The organism is Leclercia sp. LSNIH3 (assembly GCF_002935105.1).
Taxonomy (GTDB): Bacteria; Pseudomonadota; Gammaproteobacteria; order Enterobacterales; family Enterobacteriaceae; genus Enterobacter; species Enterobacter adecarboxylatus.
In genome coordinates this window covers 3921011-3937892 of sequence record NZ_CP026387.1, presented here as the reverse complement: position 1 = coordinate 3937892, position 16882 = coordinate 3921011, and the positions used below count along the sequence as shown (strand labels likewise).

General features: G+C 58.7%; 15 protein-coding genes. 3 read left to right on the top strand and 12 right to left on the bottom strand.

Annotated features, from left to right (window positions below):
- Nucleotides 1-3 precede the first annotated feature (3 nt).
- Together glpQ and glpT are read right to left on the bottom strand one after the other, a co-directional pair.
- On the bottom strand, nucleotides 4-1062 hold the full coding sequence (glpQ, locus tag C3F35_RS19110; protein WP_032612727.1) for a glycerophosphodiester phosphodiesterase: 1059 nt from the start codon (nucleotides 1060-1062) through the stop codon (nucleotides 4-6).
- Between the two features lie 11 nt (nucleotides 1063-1073).
- Complete coding sequence (glpT, locus tag C3F35_RS19105; protein ID WP_032612729.1) at nucleotides 1074-2426, bottom strand: glycerol-3-phosphate transporter; 1353 nt, start codon at nucleotides 2424-2426, stop codon at nucleotides 1074-1076.
- A gap of 251 nt (nucleotides 2427-2677) precedes the next feature.
- On the opposite strand from glpT, the gene glpA reads away from it, so the two are divergent.
- The 3 genes from glpA to glpC are packed head-to-tail and all read left to right on the top strand — an operon-like array spanning nucleotide 2678 to nucleotide 6700.
- On the top strand, nucleotides 2678-4306 hold the full coding sequence (gene glpA / locus C3F35_RS19100; protein WP_077227417.1) for an anaerobic glycerol-3-phosphate dehydrogenase subunit A: 1629 nt from the start codon (nucleotides 2678-2680) through the stop codon (nucleotides 4304-4306).
- Nucleotides 4296-5513, top strand: a complete 1218-nt coding sequence (gene glpB, locus C3F35_RS19095) for a glycerol-3-phosphate dehydrogenase subunit GlpB (protein ID WP_103792197.1) — start codon at nucleotides 4296-4298, stop codon at nucleotides 5511-5513. The genes glpA and glpB overlap by 11 nt, the downstream gene beginning before the upstream one ends.
- Nucleotides 5510-6700, top strand: coding sequence for an anaerobic glycerol-3-phosphate dehydrogenase subunit GlpC (glpC, locus tag C3F35_RS19090; RefSeq protein ID WP_077227418.1), 1191 nt, complete (start codon nucleotides 5510-5512; stop codon nucleotides 6698-6700). Before glpB ends, glpC begins: the two co-directional genes overlap by 4 nt.
- A gap of 32 nt (nucleotides 6701-6732) precedes the next feature.
- Here the strand turns inward: glpC and C3F35_RS19085 are convergent, their stop codons facing one another.
- The 10 genes from C3F35_RS19085 to C3F35_RS19040 form a co-directional block, all read right to left on the bottom strand.
- Nucleotides 6733-7932 (bottom strand): nicotinamide mononucleotide deamidase-related protein YfaY, encoded by a 1200-nt coding sequence (locus C3F35_RS19085; protein ID WP_059307483.1) that lies wholly within the window; start codon nucleotides 7930-7932, stop codon nucleotides 6733-6735.
- 93 nt (nucleotides 7933-8025) lie between these two features.
- Complete coding sequence (locus tag C3F35_RS19080) at nucleotides 8026-8565, bottom strand: YfaZ family outer membrane protein (protein ID WP_032612739.1); 540 nt, start codon at nucleotides 8563-8565, stop codon at nucleotides 8026-8028.
- A gap of 316 nt (nucleotides 8566-8881) precedes the next feature.
- Entirely contained in the window at nucleotides 8882-10243 is a 1362-nt protein-coding gene (gene menE / locus C3F35_RS19075) for an o-succinylbenzoate--CoA ligase (protein ID WP_103792198.1), read from the bottom strand.
- Nucleotides 10240-11205: an o-succinylbenzoate synthase gene (gene menC / locus C3F35_RS19070; protein WP_103792199.1), complete on the bottom strand. Its 966-nt coding sequence runs from the start codon at nucleotides 11203-11205 to the stop codon at nucleotides 10240-10242. Before menC ends, menE begins: the two co-directional genes overlap by 4 nt.
- A complete protein-coding gene (gene menB / locus C3F35_RS19065; protein WP_059307480.1) occupies nucleotides 11205-12062 on the bottom strand; it encodes a 1,4-dihydroxy-2-naphthoyl-CoA synthase in 858 nt (285 codons plus the stop codon). Before menB ends, menC begins: the two co-directional genes overlap by 1 nt.
- The gene (gene menH / locus C3F35_RS19060) at nucleotides 12059-12835 is read right to left on the bottom strand and encodes a 2-succinyl-6-hydroxy-2,4-cyclohexadiene-1-carboxylate synthase (protein WP_103792200.1); all 777 of its coding nucleotides are present in this window, start codon (nucleotides 12833-12835) and stop codon (nucleotides 12059-12061) included. The genes menB and menH overlap by 4 nt, the downstream gene beginning before the upstream one ends.
- The gene (gene menD, locus C3F35_RS19055; protein WP_103792201.1) at nucleotides 12832-14502 is read right to left on the bottom strand and encodes a 2-succinyl-5-enolpyruvyl-6-hydroxy-3-cyclohexene-1-carboxylic-acid synthase; all 1671 of its coding nucleotides are present in this window, start codon (nucleotides 14500-14502) and stop codon (nucleotides 12832-12834) included. Before menD ends, menH begins: the two co-directional genes overlap by 4 nt.
- A gap of 88 nt (nucleotides 14503-14590) precedes the next feature.
- Nucleotides 14591-15886 (bottom strand): isochorismate synthase MenF, encoded by a 1296-nt coding sequence (gene menF, locus C3F35_RS19050; RefSeq protein ID WP_103792202.1) that lies wholly within the window; start codon nucleotides 15884-15886, stop codon nucleotides 14591-14593.
- A 96-nt stretch (nucleotides 15887-15982) separates the two neighbouring features.
- A complete protein-coding gene (gene elaB, locus C3F35_RS19045) occupies nucleotides 15983-16288 on the bottom strand; it encodes a stress response protein ElaB (protein WP_032612753.1) in 306 nt (101 codons plus the stop codon).
- A 62-nt stretch (nucleotides 16289-16350) separates the two neighbouring features.
- A complete protein-coding gene (locus C3F35_RS19040) occupies nucleotides 16351-16812 on the bottom strand; it encodes a GNAT family N-acetyltransferase (protein ID WP_103792203.1) in 462 nt (153 codons plus the stop codon).
- Nucleotides 16813-16882 lie beyond the last annotated feature (70 nt).

The following is a 16882-nucleotide window of genomic DNA, read 5'->3' as shown; positions in this document are numbered from 1 at the left end:
AATCTACTTCCGCTGAATAAACTCGACCGCCTTATCCGGGAAGTCCGTAAACAGCCCGTCCACACCCGCCTGGTTATACAGCACGTCGTAAAGCTGATTCACGTCCGTCGCATAGTCCGGCAACTGGTCTGCACGCACCGTGTACGGGTGCACCTGCAGCTTGCTGGCATGGGCGTCTTTTACCATCGCCGTCAGCTTAACGTGACCCGGCGTTGAGCCGTCCGCCACCAGCATGTGGTAATCCGGCCCAATACCATCGGCGTACTGCGCAATTTGCTGCATTGCTCCCGGTTTAAACATCCAGTCGTAGCTGTAGTTGATCCACTTGCCGTCAGGCTGTTTCTCCTGGGTTTCATTCCAGTCGGTGTAGGCAATCAGTTGCACCAGATTGAGGTCCATCCCCATCTTCGGCTCCAGCTCGGTTTTGATGCGTTTCAGTTCAGCGGCATCAAAACACTGGAGATACACCTTGTCCTCTTTGCGGGTGTAGCCATACTCCTTTAGCACTGCCAGCGTTTTCGCCGCAATATCTTTGCCTTCCTGATGGTGGAACCACGGCGCTTTGATTTCCGGGTAGATACCGATGTTTTTACCGGTGGAGTGGTTCAGCCCCTGAACAAACTCTATTTCCTCTTCGAAAGTGTGAATGCGGAAGTCAGATTTGCCCATCGGGAAGCGCCCCGGATAGACCTGCACCTTCTTGCCGTTTTCGATCTCAAAGCCTTCGGTAAATTTCAGCGAGCGGATTTCTGCCAGCGTAAAGTCGATGGCGTAATAACGGCCATCTTTACGGGCGCGGTCCGGGAAACGTTCCGCCACATCCGTCACGCGATCCAGATAATGATCATGCAGGACAACCAGTTGGTCGTCCTTCGTCATCACCAGATCCTGCTCCAGATAGTCCGCGCCCTGTGCATAGGCCATCGCTTTTGCCGGAAGCGTGTGCTCCGGCAAATAACCGCTCGCGCCACGGTGGGCGATAACAATTTTATCGGCCGCCAGCGCGGAGCCGGTCATCAGCCCCGCCAGCAGCAGGCCAGTCGCTAATTGAGTCAGTTTCAAAGCCCCTCTCCTTATTGACGACGTGCCAGCACTTCAGCGTGGTGACGTTTTTCCCCGATCATGACCACAATCAGCAGCAGTACCGCCAGGACGCTCCCGCCAATCATCACCATAAACCCGCCGTCCCAGCCGAAGAAGTCAACGGTATAGCCAACAATGGCGCTGGCCGCGACCGAACCGCCCAGATAACCAAACAGACCGGTAAAGCCCGCCGCTGTCCCTGCCGCTTTTTTCGGTGCCAACTCCAGGGCGTGCAGGCCAATCAGCATTACCGGGCCATAGATCAGGAAGCCGATGACGATCATGCACGCCATGTCTACGGATGGATTACCCGGCGGGTTGAGCCAGTAAACGATGGTCGCAATGGTCACCAGAGTCATAAAGAAGACGCCTGTCGCACCACGGTTGCCCCGGAAGACTTTGTCCGACATCCAGCCGCATAGAAGCGTGCCCGGGATCCCCGCATACTCATACAGGAAGTAGGCCCAGGAAGATTTATCCAGCGCGAAGTGCTTCACCTCTTTCAGATAGGTTGGCGACCAGTCCAGAATGCCGTAGCGCAGCAGATAAACAAACACGTTTGCCACCGCGATGTACCACAGCAGTTTGTTTGGCAGCACATATTTCATGAAGATCTGTTTTGCCGACAGCTCTTCTTCGTGCTGCTCGCTGTAATCATCGGGATAGTCGTTTTTGTACTCTTCGATCGGCGGCAGGCCACAGGACTGCGGCGTATCACGCATCAGGGCAAAAGCGATAATCGCCACCACGATGGCGCCAAAGGCGGGCATATAGAGCGCCGCTTTCCAGTCGTTGAACCAGGCCATACCGAGCAGGAACAGCAGAGGTGGAATACCGCCGCCGACGTTATGCGCGCAGTTCCACACCGACACGATGCCGCCACGCTCTTTCTGCGACCACCAGTGCACCATGGTGCGTCCACACGGCGGCCAGCCCATCCCCTGGAACCAGCCGCAGAGGAACAGCAGCACAAACATGACCGCAATACTGGAGGTCGCCCAGGGAACGAAGCCCATAAAGAGCATCACCGCTGCCGCCAGAATCAGCCCGGCAGGCAGGAACACGCGCGGATTCGAACGATCCGACACTGACCCCATGATGAACTTGGAAAAACCGTAAGCGATTGAGATCCCGGACAACGCGAACCCCAGATCGCCGCGCGAAAAGCCCTGCTCCACCAGATAGGGCATGGCAAGCGCAAAGTTCTTACGCACCAGGTAATAAGCCGCATACCCGAAGAAAATCCCCAGGAAGATTTGCCAGCGCAGGCGGCGATAAAGCGGATCTATTTCTGCCTCTGGCAGACGCGCCTGATGCGGCGCAGGTTTAAAGATACTGAGCATGACAGCCTCCGTGGCCTTAGAGAAAGTGAGCAGGTGGCTCGCACCTGATTCCAGAGGCGGGGATGTTAAGAAATCACAGCGATTGTTACTGTGAATCAACGCACAGATTGTTACAGAAATATGACAGAATGCGCATAAAGACGCATGGAATGGCGTTTCATTTTCGTATCAGGCGCGTTTATGTTCGAAATCAAACAAACCACAACTTTCATGTGGCTAAATGATAGAAAAACGAACACAGAGGAAAGACGATGACACTTCAGGATCCTCGTTACAGCGATGTGATAATCATCGGCGGTGGCGCAACCGGGGCGGGGATTGCCCGGGACTGTGCGCTGCGGGGCTTAAGCGTTACACTTCTTGAACGCCATGATATCGCGACAGGGGCAACCGGGCGTAATCACGGCCTGCTCCACAGCGGCGCGCGCTATGCGGTCACGGATGCGGAATCCGCACGGGAGTGTATTGCTGAAAACCAGATCCTCAGGCGCATCGCCCGTCACTGCGTTGAACCAACCAATGGTCTGTTTATCACGCTGCCTGAAGATGATCTTTCGTTTCAACAAACCTTTATTTCCGCCTGTACCGCAGCCGGGATCGCTGCTGAAGCGATTGACCCTGCGCAGGCCCGCCGTATAGAACCCGCCGTAAACCCTGCCCTGATCGGCGCAGTTACGGTCCCGGACGGCACGGTGGATCCCTTCCGGCTGACGGCCGCCAATATGCTGGACGCCCGCGAGCACGGCGCGCGTATCCTGACCGGGCATGAGGTCACCGGGCTAATCCGCGAAGGCAACACCGTTCGCGGCGTGCGGGTATTTGATACGCAATACAAAGAGCACAGCGACCTGTTTGCCGCCGTCGTGGTGAACGCGGCGGGGATCTGGGGTCAGCGCATCGCGGAATATGCCGACCTCTCCGTTCGTATGTTTCCGGCAAAAGGTTCCCTGCTGATCCTCGATCACCGCATCAACAACCACGTCATTAACCGCTGCCGTAAACCCTCTGATGCCGATATCCTGGTGCCGGGGGATACCATTTCATTGATTGGCACCACCTCAACCCACGTTGACTACAGCGAAATTGACGCCAACCGGGTGACGGCTGACGAGGTGGATATCCTGCTGCGTGAAGGTGAAAAACTGGCACCTGTCATGGCACAAACCCGTATTCTGCGGGCGTATGCCGGCGTTCGCCCGCTGGTGGCCAGCGATGACGATCCGAGTGGACGTAACGTTAGCCGCGGCATTGTGCTGCTCGATCACGCCGAACGTGACGGGATGGAGGGCTTTATCACCATTACCGGCGGCAAGCTGATGACCTATCGCCTGATGGCGCAATGGACCACCGATGCCGTGTGCCGGAAACTGGGCAACACCAAAACGTGCGTCACGGCGGAAAAGCCTCTGCCCGGCTCGCGTGAAGCAACCGAAAAAACCCTGCAAAAAATCATCTCGCTCCCCGCCCCGCTGCGCGGCTCTGCCCTCTATCGTCACGGTGACAGAACACCCGCATGGATTGGCGGAGGGCGGCTTAGCCGCAGCCTGGTGTGCGAGTGTGAGGCGGTGACCGCCGGGGAGGTTCAATACGCCGTGGAGAACCTGACGGTGAACAATCTGCTGGACTTGCGCCGCCGTACCCGCGTCGGCATGGGAACCTGTCAGGGTGAACTGTGCGCCTGCCGGGCAGCAGGGCTGTTACAGCGCTTTCATGTCACTACCTCAAGCCAGTCACTGACGCAGTTGAGTGAATTTTTAAACGAGCGCTGGAAAGGCATTCAGCCTGTCGCCTGGGGCGATGCCCTGCGTGAAAGCGAGTTTACCCGCTGGGTCTACCAGGGGCTTTGTGGTCTGGAGAAGGAGTCGCAGGATGAAATTTGATACCCTGATTGTCGGCGGTTGCCTTGCGGGTTTGCTCTGCGGCATCAAACTCACGACGCACGGGCTTCGCTGCGCCATCGTTACCCGGGGCCAGAGCGCGCTGCATTTCTCGTCCGGCTCGCTGGATCTGTTAGGGCCGATGGCCTTTGACGATTTGCCTCCAGCGCACCCGTACCGCCTTACGGGCGTCGAAAACGTTATACGCTACGCCAGGGAAGCGGAAACGCTGCTGGCACGCAGCGGCGCGGGCTTACAGGGCAACGCGCAGCAAAATCATCAGCGTGTGACCCCACTTGGCACCCTGCGATCTGCCTGGCTCAGCCCGGAAGAGGTTCCCGTCGCCCCCTTCGACGCGAAGCGTGTGCTGGTGGTCGGGATCAGCGGTTTTCTTGATTTCCAGCCGCACCTGGCCGCCGCCTCGCTGAGCCAGCGGGGGATTAACGTCGATGCCGCTGAGATCGACCTTCCTGAACTCGACGTACTGCGTGACAACCCCAGCGAGTTTCGTGCGGTGAATATTGCCCGCCTGCTGGATCATGAAGATAAATGGCCGCAACTGTATGAGGCACTCCGGCCGCTCGGCGAAACCTGCGATGCTCTGTTTATGCCGGCCTGTTTCGGCTTAACGGACAATCGCCTCTGGCACTGGCTGTCCGATCGCTTGCCCTGCTCTTTGGGTTTACTGCCGACGCTTCCCCCTTCGGTGCCGGGCATTCGTCTGCATAACCAGCTCCAGCGGCAATTTATTGCCCAGGGTGGCGTATGGATGGCAGGCGACGAGGTCAAAAAAATCACGCTGGCGCAGGGCGCGGTAAGCGAAATCTGGACCCGTAACCACGGCGATATTCCGTTGCGCGCCCGCCATACGGTGCTCGCCAGCGGCAGTTTCTTCAGCAACGGCTTGTTGAGCAGCCGGGACGGCATCCGCGAGGCCATCCTCGGGCTGGATGTTCGTCAAAGCGCCTCGCGTGCAGACTGGTACCAGAGTGATTTCTTCACGCCGCAGCCCTGGCAACAGTTCGGGGTGATCGTCGATGAACGTCTGCGTCCTCAACTCTCCGGTACACCCGTTGAAAATCTCTACGCCATCGGCTCGATTCTGGGCGGCTACGATCCCATTGCCCAGGGTTGCGGCGGCGGCGTATGCGCGATAACGGCACTGCATGTCGCCGGGCAGATTATCCACAGCATGGAGGCCGAACAATGAACGACACCCGCTTTGAAAGCTGCATTAAATGCACGGTCTGCACCACGGTCTGCCCGGTCAGCGGCGTAAACCCGCAATACCCGGGGCCGAAGCAGGCCGGTCCAGACGGGGAGCGCCTGCGCCTGAAGGACGGCGCGCTGTTCGATGAAGCACTGAAATACTGCATCAACTGCAAGCGCTGCGAAGTGGCTTGCCCGTCAGATGTCAAAATCGGCGATATCATTCAGCGTGCCCGCGCGCGTTATAGCACCCAAAAACCGACGTTGCGTGATGCCATCCTCAGCCATACCGACCTTATGGGCACTGTTTCAACGCCGTTCGCTCCGCTGGTGAACGCTGCGACCTCGCTGAAACCGGTACGCCAGCTGCTGGATGCCACCCTGAAAATCGACCACCGTCGCAGTCTGCCGAAATATTCCCAGGGGACGTTTCGCGGCTGGTACAAATCAGTGGCGGCGGAACAGGCGCAGTTTAGCGATCAGGTGGCTTTCTTCCACGGCTGCTACGTGAATTACAATCACCCTCAGTTGGGAAAAGATCTGCTCAACGTCCTGAATGCGATGGGCACTGGCGTACAGCTACTGAATAAAGAGAAGTGCTGCGGTGTGCCGCTGATTGCCAACGGCTTCACGGATAAAGTGCGCAAGCAGGCGATCAGCAATGTCGCCGCCTTGCGCGAAGCCATTGTCGGAAAAGGGATCCCGGTGCTCGCCACGTCGTCTACCTGCACCTTCACGCTGCGGGATGAATATCCGCATCTTCTGGATGTGGAGAACACCGACCTGCGCGACCATATTGAACTGGCGACTCGCTTCCTGTGGCGCAAGCTGGACAGTGGACAGACCCTGCCACTGAAACCATTGCCATTGAACGTGGTTTATCACACGCCCTGTCATATGGAAAAAATGGGCTGGTCGCTGTATACGCTGGAATTGCTACGGCTGATACCGGGGCTGACGTTGACGGTGCTGGATTCGCGCTGCTGCGGCATCGCGGGCACCTACGGGTTTAAGCGAGAAAACTACCCCACCTCGCAGGCGATTGGCGCGCCGCTGTTCCGTCAGATTGAAGAGAGCGGCGCAGATATCGTGGTGACGGACTGCGAAACCTGCAAATGGCAGATTGAAATGTCCACCCGCAAACGTTGCGAGCATCCCATTACCTTACTGGCAAAGGCGCTGGGCTAGAGGTTGCCGGGGTGTCCGCCCCGGCAGATTCATCACTCGACAAACACCGACTCAACAACGTTGATCCAGCCGTGTTCGCTGGCGACCTCTTTCCCGTTCAGCCAGCGGCGCAGCATGTTGAGCGCCATCATGGCGCACACCTCCTGACGCACCGCCACACTGTGACGGGTGACACTCATTTTCACCCGCAGCGCGTGTGTGCCTTCCGGCGTCGCCAGCGCAAAGTTAAGGTGCTCGTCATCCACGCCACCGATAGCCAGCGCCAGTCCGGCAAAATGTTTCACTCTGCGTTCTGATGCCCAGCGAGCGGTCTGCGCCAGGGTTTCCTGCTGGAACGGCACCACTTCACTGGCCAGCAGCGGCGCGCTGGCGCGTGAAAGCTGTAATGCCAGCAATCCACCGGTAAACTGCTCGCTCAGGGTCACGCTCAACTGGCGGGACTGCAACTCACGGGCGATCTGCGCTGGCAGCCCTTCGGTCCCCTCAAAAATCAGGCTTTCACCCGCGACACGCTGCACTTCCGGCCACAGCGCCAGCATGGCGGCTTTCTCTGTTGCCGGGCCGGTGAGCTTAAGTTCGATAATCGGCATCGAGGAGCGATAGCCCATCGACACGCCCGGCGGGAGTTGCAGGTGATCCAGACTCTGGGCCAGATCGCTTTCAGAGCGGCCAAAAGTGGTCAGGCGCAGACACAACGGCGGCTCCGGCAGGGTAAAACGCTGACGAAGGCGCGGCAGGATCTGCTGCTCAACCATCACTTTGAATTCAGACGGCACGCCCGGCGTGAAGAACATCAGGCAGCGGTTGAGTTGAATGGCAAACCCGCAGGCGGTGCCAACCGGGTTATCAACCAGTTCGGCACTGGCGGGGATCTCAGCCTGTTTGCGGTTGCTCGGGGCCATGACGCGGCCACGATCGGAGAAAAAGCGCTCCATCTGTGCCAGCCACTCTTCATGCATCACCAGCCCTTCGCCTTTCGCTGTCGCGGCGGCCAGAGCGCTGAGATCGTCGCTGGTCGGGCCGAGTCCGCCATTCACAATCAGCACGTCAGCCTGTTCGCTGCGCTCGCGCAGAATGTTCACCAGTGACTCAAGATTGTCGCCCACCGTATTGCGGCGCGTGAGTGGTAATCCCTGCTCAAAGAATAAATCGGCAAGCCAGGCCGCATTGGTATCAATAATTTGCCCATGCAGCACTTCGTCGCCAGTGGATAACATTTCCACGTTAATCATTGTGTTCTCCCACTTCTATGGTCAAAACACTATAGCGCAATGGTGATGGGTGAAAAGAGAAACTGGCGCAGCAGAGCACTGCGCCGAAATAGATTAGAAGCCCGCGCTCACGCCAACATATGGGCCATCGGCCAGGGCGTTATCGCGATTGCCGTCTTTACCGGCCAGGTTCAGATAACGATAACCGGCTTCAATGGTGATTGGACGCATGATGGTCCAGCGCGCACCGGCGTTGGCTTCTTTATAGCTGTTGATGCCGCTGGAGAGCGAGTCTGGAGAGTAATAGTACTCGCCAAACAGGCCGAAGCTGTCGCCAATCTTCCACTGCAGACCGCCGCCCACCGCCGCGGCGTAACCTTCGTCGCCGTTGTTTGGGTTGGTGTAGATCCCTTTTCCGCCGACGGTGGCCAGGAATGGACCGAGAGGAACGTTCAGACCGAGACCGAGACTGGCGGCATCGCCATCATCGTCGTTATGGGTCCAGCCACCGGTCATCGCCAGACCGGACGTCTCGGTGCCAAGGCCAAAGCCCAGGTGGGTATAGTCCTTACCCGCCGAGCCGTTAAAAGAGATTGCGTTTGCCGCTGCTGACGCAAACATCAGGCCTAAGCCCAGTAATGCCACTTTTTTCATTGTCGTGATCCCGCGCAATGTGATTAGAATTATTCAAAACCGCGAGATTTTAACGTGAGTCGGCCTGCGATCAACGCTGAGGCGAGATAATAAAAAAATTAGATTGTAACGAGTTGATACTTACAGGTTTTAACAATGTTAAATTCGGAAAAAGCGTTACCCTGAGGATGCCAGCGACGTCAGTTTAACGGCACGGATGCGTTGAATGGCAGCGACGTTGAAAACGAAACGGGAGCCTGGGCTCCCGTTTTTATCGCAGGATGAATGCCTGCGCCCTGCCCTTTACCCGCAGCCGATCACCGGGAAGAGTTGCAATTCAACCTCGTAACGACTGATGAACCCACTGTTGCAGGGCGCGGCGGGCAATTTTAATTCCGCCATTTTTCAGTTCAGCCGGGAGCATGAGCCAGTGCACCGGCTGCTGAAAGCGCGCCAGCTTATCGCTCACCCAGTGGGGTAGCTGGGCGATATCTGTTCCCGCTTCGCACTCGACGACCGCCACCGGCCGTTGACCAAACTCGACATCATCGAAGGGAACCACATACACCTGGTTTACCTGAGGATGGGTGCCGATCACCCGCTCCAGCTCTTCCGGCTGGATCCCCTCCCCGCCGCTGAAAAAGAGATTATCCATCCGACCCAGGATAGTCAGCCGACCGTCGCACAACGCACCGCGATCGCTGGTGGCGAACCAGCCCTGCGCATTGGTCAGCGGGAGCAATGCGCCGTCTCGCCAGTAACCCGCAGCCATGCTGCGTGCCTTGATCCAGACTTCCCCCTCGACGACCTGTATCTCTCGCCCCGGCAAAGGGACACCGACATCCGGTTCCCCGTCCGCCTCTTTGGCGCAGACGGTGGAGGCAAATTCAGTCAGACCGTAACCGCAGAAGGTCCGAATGCCCTGCTCGCGTGCCTTCTCCGTCAGCGCCACAGGAATGGCCGCCCCGCCGAGAAGGACGGCTTTCAGGGCGACGCGATGCTCTCCATTGATCAGGCGCCACAGCTGAGTTGGTACCAGCGAGGCGTGAGTACAGCCCTGCAATGCCTGCTCCAGCGGCTGTTTCTCACGCACGGTCAGGCGCGCGCCCGCATGCAGCCAGCGCCATAAAATGCCCTGCCCGGAGACATGAAAAAGCGGCAGCGAAAGCAGCCAGTCATCGTCGCCGTTAAACGGCATGAGGGCCAGAACGCCCTGCGCGCTGGCAAGGTGGGCCGAACAGGTATGCACCGCCGCTTTGGGTAAACCGGTCGAGCCGGAGGTAAGCGTCATGGAGGCCAGACGTTCTGGTTGCCATGCAACGCTGTAGTGCCCCTTGTCATCGCGTAAAGCCAGTCCAGGCAGCCCATCGAACACGCCGGTTAACACCAGCGCAAAACGCAATGTCATTTGCGGCAATAAGACATCCAGCAGCGGACGCGGCAGCTGAGGGTTAACGGGCAGAATGCGCGCCCCGCACTGAAGCAGCGCCAGCCACGCCAGCAGGGTGTGCGGATGATTGTGGGCGAGCAGCATCACGCCGTCACCTTCCTGTACGCCCTGACGATGAAAACCCGTCGCCAGGCGATCTACACGATCGCACAGCTGTTGCCAGGTGAGCGTCTCTTCGTTCAGGCGTAGCGCAGGTTTATCAGCCTGCCGCGCGCACCAGTGCCGCCATGGCCAGTCGGAAAAACTCATAGCAGCGGCTCCAGCGCCTCGACGTCGAGTTGCGGCAGCGTACTGTCAGGCCATGAGCGGATAAGCTGAGCTTGCATCAGGTTTAGCGTGTCCAGGCCCGGGACAGTGTCTGGCGTCAGCCAGGCTGCGATACGGGCCAGCTGCGTCAGCCCAAGACTGGATTCAATGGAGGAGCTTATCACCGCCGTCAGGCCTGCCGCCTGTGCCGCAGAGACCTGCTGGCGCACTTTCTCCAGGCTGCCGGTCAGGGTCGGTTTGATCACCACGGCGCTGACACCCGGCTCGGCGACAAACGCAAAATCATCCTCGCGCAGGCTTTCATCCCAGGCGATGGCAATCCCTGTCTCCCGGGCAAACGCCAGCGAGTCCGCGCGCGTTTTACAGGGTTCCTCCAGAAAGGCGATACGATCCCGATACGCCGGGTTAACGTACTTCGCAAACTGCTGCGCTTTCAATGGAGTCCAGGCACGGTTGGCATCAAGGCGCAGACGCAGATCCGGGATGGCCTCCAGCAGCAGATTCGCCACCATGCCGTCGCGCACCGCTTCGTACAGCCCCACTTTGATCTTCGCCACTTTTTCGCCCGGCATGGCGGCGAGCACGGCAAAGAGTTCGTCAGGATCCCCGGTACAGAGCGGGGCTGCGCGATAATCGGCTTTCTGCGGCAGCGTACCGTCCAGTTCGGCCAGCGCACAGCTGATGCCAAAATCCACCGCAGGCAGACCGGGCAACTGCGGATCTGCGCCGTCGCGCCAGGCCAGACACCAGGCCCGCAGCGAGGCTTCTGCCTCCTCCAGCGACTCGCGGCTGAAGCCCGGCAGGGGGGAGATTTCGCCCCACCCTTGCCGATCGCCCTGCTGTAGATGAACGAACAGACCGTCGCGCGTTTTTAACCGCCGTTCGCGCAGAACCACACCCGCGTCCATCGGTACCTGCCAGCGGTAGATCTGTACGCTGCGCATTACGGATTCCGTTTGTATTTGCTGAAGTCCGGCTGGCGCTTCTCGTTGAACGCGTTACGCCCTTCCTGACCCTCTTCGGTCATGTAGAACAGCATGGTGGCATTGCCCGCCAGCTCCTGCAGCCCGGCCTGACCATCGCAGTCGGCGTTCAGTGCCGCCTTCAGGCAGCGTAGCGCCATCGGGCTGTTTTGCAGCATTTCACGACACCAGCGCACGGTCTCTTTTTCCAGATCGGCAATCGGCACCACGGTGTTAACCAGCCCCATGTCCAGCGCTTCCTGGGCATTGTACTGACGGCACAGGAACCAGATCTCGCGTGCTTTTTTCTGACCCACGATACGGGCCATGTAGGAGGCACCCCAGCCGCCGTCGAAGGAGCCGACTTTCGGGCCGGTCTGGCCGAAGATGGCATTTTCTGCCGCGATTGTCAGGTCGCACATCATGTGCAGCACGTGACCGCCACCGATGGAGTAGCCAGCCACCATCGCAACAACCGGTTTTGGACAGGTGCGGATCTGGCGCTGGAAGTCGAGCACGTTCAGGTGGTGCACGCCAGAGTCATCCTGGTATCCGCCGTAATCGCCGCGCACTTTCTGATCGCCGCCGGAACAGAACGCTTTTTCGCCTTCCCCGGTAAGGACAATCACGCCGATATTGTCGTCGTAACGGGCATCTGCCAGCGCCTGGATCATCTCTTTAACGGTGACCGGACGAAACGCGTTACGCACCTCGGGACGGTTGATGGTGATTTTGGCGATCCCGTCTGCCGATTTATGGTAACGAATGTCGGTGTAACCTTCGGAGCAGTCCTGCCATTCCACCGGTGCGTAGAGCATGTTTTCATCAGGGTAGATCATAGAGTGTCCTTTATGGATAAACGGAGTATCTGAGCCAGACGCTCGGCCACCGCAACGGGATTTTCCCGATGGGCGTTATGTCCGGCATGGGAAATTTGATGGCCGATTGCGGGAAGCTCCCGGGCAATCGCCCTGAACTTGTCGTCCCGCTCGCCATACAGATAGAAAAAGGGAACTGCGCACTCAGCGAGCGCAGCCCTTAAATCGGGTTGTTCAGCCAGGGATGTCGCCTGCAACATGGCGGCCAGGGTCGCGCCGTTGTTACGGCTGCGCAGGGCTACGAGCGCCCCACGCTGCGCGTCAGTTAATGAGGCAAAGACCGGCTGTTGATACCAGTCTGCAAACACCGCCTCTAAGGGTTCATGGCGAAAACGCGCAGCCCATTGGGCATCAGAGGCGCGACGTCTTGCCCGTTCGTCATCATCACGCAACCCCGGATGCGCCCCTTCAACAATCAATCCCTGTAGCCCATCAGGGCGCTGGCAGGCGTGATACATCGCAATGCGGCCGCCAAGGGAGTACCCCACCAGCCAGTACGTTAGTATGTTGTAACTAAGAAGAGTGCGATTCAGCAATGTATGCATGTCGCTGAAATCGTGCACCGCAACGTGCGCCGATTCGCCGTGTCCCGGCAAATCAAGATATAAGCGGGGGTAATCCTCCAGGCACGCTTCGGGCAACTGCCATTCAAGGCGATCGCCGGAAAAGCCGTGCAGGAAAACCAGCCAGGGTTTTCCTGCCGCGTCGGTGCAGTGCGTGCCTTGCAGGATCATAGATGGCTTACCTGCGCCAGCAGGTTTTGCAGCATCTGCGCGCCATCGCTGTCGTTAACCACCACTTCGATAAGCGTGGCGCGAGGTTTGCTCCACGCCGTATTCAGGGCGCTCTCCAGCTCCCCCCAGCTTGTAGGGCGCTGATAGCGGAGGCTGAACATGGCTGCCGCGTGTTCAAACTGCACGTTTTGCGGCATCAGATAGAAGCGCTCACGCTCACTCTGCGGCGTCGGCAGCAGGGAGAAAATCTGCCCGCCGTTATTGTTGATCACCAGCAGTACAAAGGGCGCCGAAGCCTGACGTAACAAGGCCAGCGCGTTCAGGTCGTACAACGCCGACAGATCGCCAACAATCGCCAGCGTCGGGCGTGCGTTGGCACGCTGGACCCCGGCTGCGGTGGAGATCAGCCCGTCAATGCCGCTGGCGCCACGGTTACTGAACACCGGATAGCCTGCCGGCAGGCGGGAAAAGGCATCAATCAGACGCACCACCAGGCTGTTGCCGACAAACAGCTGCCCCTGCTCGGGCAGATAGTGGCGAATACGGTGCGCCAGCTGCGCCTCGCCAAACGCCTCGCTGTGTTGCGCTGTCAGCTGCCAGGCCTGGCGGGAGAGTTCCGGGATCGCCGTGGCCCAGGGGCCGCGTTTTTCCGCCGGATGCAGTTCCAGCCAGTCGGCGACATTCGAGACCAGCCGACGACCGCAATGGTGCGCCGGATCCAGCCGCCCTTCCCGCGGATCGACCAGCCAGTACTCTTCCGGCGTGCAGGTTGCCTGCCACTGCAGCAGCCGTTTCCCCGTCAGACTGCCGCCCAGCTGGACCACAATCTGCGCCTGCTCCAGTTCGGTAACGGCCTTCGCATTGCCCAGCCACAGATCCGCACACGGCAGCGGCTGCCCGGTCTGGGAGAGTACGTCGCCAATCAGCGGCCAGCCCAGGGTTTGCGCCCACTCTGCCACCTTTTTTCCTTCCGCCGCGCTCATTCTGCCCGCCAGCACCACGCCGCGTTTTTGCCGCCAGAAGAACCAGTCGCGCTGTTCAGGGCTTGAAAGCGCTGCGGGGGCGCGCAGCCAGGGTTTATCGCTCTGCCACCAGTCACCCAGCGCCTGGTGCCAGGCAAGATCGGTATCATCCATTTCGCCATACAGCGGCTCGGCAAACGGACAGTTAATGTGCAGCGCCCCCGCGCGCAATGCGCCCATGGCGTTATCCACTGTGGAGACCAGCCAGCGGGCGGGAATATCCCGGGTCGGACGCGGCAGGGATAGCGTTTCCGAGGGATGTGAGGCGAAGAGACCCGGCTGACGAATGGCCTGGTTTGCGCCACAGTCGATCAGCTCCGGGGGGCGATCCGCCGTTAGCAGCACCAGCTTTTCGCCGGTCAGACCGGCTTCAATCAGAGCCGGATAGAGGTTAGCCACCGCGGTACCGGAAGTTACAATAACCGCCACCGGGGTATTACTGGCTTTGGCCAGCCCCAGCGCCAGATGCCCAAGACCGCGTTCATCAAAATGGGTGTGATGAATAAAAGCACGGTTCTCTGCGGCAGCCAGGGTCAACGGCGTTGAACGCGAGCCGGGTGCGATGCAAATGTGCCTGACGCCATGGCGGGTCAGGGCTTCAAGGATCACCGCCGCCCAGCGCCGGTTAAAGGAACTCACTGACATGGAATTGTCCGGTATCAATATTGCGACTAAGTATAAATAATAGGAAAAGATGTAATTTTGATATGAATCGGGTAAGTACGACTCAGTATTAATCCTTTAGGAGGAGAGAACGCAGTCCGGCAGCTTTATTTTCAATCTCCTGCCACTCCTGTTCAGGGTCGGAACCGCTGACGATCCCCGCCCCGGCGTACAAGCGCACGCAGGTCTCCTGCACTCTGGCCGAACGCAATGCCACGCAGAACTCGCTTTGCGCTAACGACAGATAGCCAGCGGACCCGGCATACCACTCCCGATCGAAGGGTTCATTGCGGGCGATAAAATCCCACGCATTTTGGCGCGGCAGACCGGCGACGGCGGCGGTAGGTTGCAGCCGCATCAGGCACTGTTCATCGTCCGGCTGTTGCAATGCAGTCCAGATGCAGCGGCGTAAATGCTGCACCTTACGCAAGCGCACAATTTGCGGCGGCAGCACGTCAAGCACGCCGCCATCACGTTGCAGGCGCTGACAGATGTCCTCGACCACCAGCATATTTTCACGCTGGTTTTTATCGTCATGCATCAGCCAGTCCCCCATGCGGGCGGCCTGGGCATCATCCGGGTGACTGGCGACCGTACCGGCCAACGCCTCGGTACGCAGCAGGGTTCCACGCCGCCGCCACAGCCGTTCCGGCGACGAACCGAGAAAGGCCCGGGTAGCATCAGGGCGCATCAGAAAGTGGTAGCACTGGAAATTCACCCGACGGCTGGCGGCTATCAGAGCGACAGGGTTGACCGGCAGGTTGAAGTGCAGATCCGTTGCCCGGGCCAACACTACTTTATCGAACTCCCCGCGGGCAATGGCGTCGGTTGCGCGGGTGATTAACGCCAGCCAGCCGGATTTCTCAGGCCGGTGGGTTTCGCTCACCACCGGCTGGTTAAGCGCCTTAATGGGCTGGCTGTCCCTGAGGGAACGCAGGAATTCGTGCGCGTGTTGCGCATCGTTTTTCAGCGAGGTTGCGCTGCAAAGTATCAACCGCAGCGTCGCGGTTCCGCCGCTGCGCTGCCACAGCAGACGCGGCAGGAACAGATTGCCCTGGTGCGGATCGAAGGCGTTAACCCCCACCACCCGAACGTCAGGACATTGCGGATAACAGTGCAAAAAATGACGGGCATCAGAGAGAGAGGCGAAGTGTTTTGTGGCCCCCAGCGCGGCGTACTCTTCATCACCGTTACGCTGCTGCCAGTAGAACTGAGGAAAACAGTGCTGGGCATTCAGCCAGGCGAGCGGGTCAAACGCATCGTTGAGCGCAAAGGAAACATCGAGGTGATGCAGGCCAGGTACATCAGGAATATCGTCTGCTAACTGGTGGCAAAGGCCTGCCAGCGCGGTGGAAATCGAGTGCACGCGAACTTCTCCCAGCTCAAAGACCTTACATTATACGGGGTACTGGCTGGAAAAAGCAGTACCCACGATTTGGCAGGGAGAAGCGTGAGTGTAGAATTAACGGCGGGCGAGCAGCAGACCGAGCACCAGACCGGCGGCGGCGCCTACTCCGATACCCTGCCACGGTTTTTCACGGACATAATCGTCCGCACGATAGACCGCTTTTTTCGCCCGATAATAGTAAGTGTCCGACGCATGGCTTACGCGCGTTTTCACATCATGCAGTGCCTGTTCAGCACGCGCCTTTAGCTCAATGTACTTTTGATCGGCCGGATCGCCTGAAGAACGAAGGACTTCTTCCAGCGTTTCACTTAACAGCGTCAGATCATCATCAACGTGCGATTCCGAAGATTGGAAGGACATAGTTTTCTCCTTGTAGTTGCATCAGTTCGCTAACTATAGACAATCCTTGCCGATTCTGCCTGCTACGCTTGTTCTGCCTCTTTCGCCATCCCGATATGCGGAATGCCATCTTCATCGTAAATGTCCGTCACGGGCACAAAGCCAAAACGGGCATAAAACGCCTGCAAATGGGCCTGCGCGCCAAGATATAACGCTTTGTTCGGCCACTGTTTTTCACAGGAATGCAGGGTGTGCTCCATCAGCGCATATCCGAGCTTTTCGCCCCGCGCCTGCTGGCTGATAATCACCCGGCCAATCACAACGGGAGAAAAATCGTCGTCGCTTTTCAGAATCCTCGCATACGCCACCAGTTGGTTATCTTTCCAGCCGAGGATGTGCCGGTTCTCCCCCACCAGATCGTCGCCATCGATATCCTGGTAAGGGCAGGTTTGTTCCACTACAAAGACTTCGCAGCGAAGCTTGAGTAGCGCGTAAAGCACGGGAACGGTCAGCTCGCTATGGTGCAGATCTTGCCACTGGATCATGGGGGTCTCCTTATCGTGTCGGTAGCCGTTATACTAATGACTTTTCGTCCCTGGCACAGAGGCTGAGTGC

What these genes read in the sequence shown, in the direction of transcription:
- glpT (WP_032612729.1), bottom strand. Translation starts at nt 2,426, where the DNA reads ATGCTCAGTATCTTTAAACCTGCGCCGCATCAGGCGCGTCTGCCAGAG.
- glpA (WP_077227417.1), top strand. Translation starts at nt 2,678, where the DNA reads ATGACACTTCAGGATCCTCGTTACAGCGATGTGATAATCATCGGCGGT.
- glpB (WP_103792197.1), top strand. Translation starts at nt 4,296, where the DNA reads ATGAAATTTGATACCCTGATTGTCGGCGGTTGCCTTGCGGGTTTGCTC.
- glpC (WP_077227418.1), top strand. Translation starts at nt 5,510, where the DNA reads ATGAACGACACCCGCTTTGAAAGCTGCATTAAATGCACGGTCTGCACC.
- C3F35_RS19085 (WP_059307483.1), bottom strand. Translation starts at nt 7,932, where the DNA reads ATGATTAACGTGGAAATGTTATCCACTGGCGACGAAGTGCTGCATGGG.
- C3F35_RS19080 (WP_032612739.1), bottom strand. Translation starts at nt 8,565, where the DNA reads ATGAAAAAAGTGGCATTACTGGGCTTAGGCCTGATGTTTGCGTCAGCA.
- menE (WP_103792198.1), bottom strand. Translation starts at nt 10,243, where the DNA reads ATGAGTTTTTCCGACTGGCCATGGCGGCACTGGTGCGCGCGGCAGGCT.
- menC (WP_103792199.1), bottom strand. Translation starts at nt 11,205, where the DNA reads ATGCGCAGCGTACAGATCTACCGCTGGCAGGTACCGATGGACGCGGGT.
- menB (WP_059307480.1), bottom strand. Translation starts at nt 12,062, where the DNA reads ATGATCTACCCTGATGAAAACATGCTCTACGCACCGGTGGAATGGCAG.
- menH (WP_103792200.1), bottom strand. Translation starts at nt 12,835, where the DNA reads ATGATCCTGCAAGGCACGCACTGCACCGACGCGGCAGGAAAACCCTGG.
- menD (WP_103792201.1), bottom strand. Translation starts at nt 14,502, where the DNA reads ATGTCAGTGAGTTCCTTTAACCGGCGCTGGGCGGCGGTGATCCTTGAA.
- elaB (WP_032612753.1), bottom strand. Translation starts at nt 16,288, where the DNA reads ATGTCCTTCCAATCTTCGGAATCGCACGTTGATGATGATCTGACGCTG.
- C3F35_RS19040 (WP_103792203.1), bottom strand. Translation starts at nt 16,812, where the DNA reads ATGATCCAGTGGCAAGATCTGCACCATAGCGAGCTGACCGTTCCCGTG.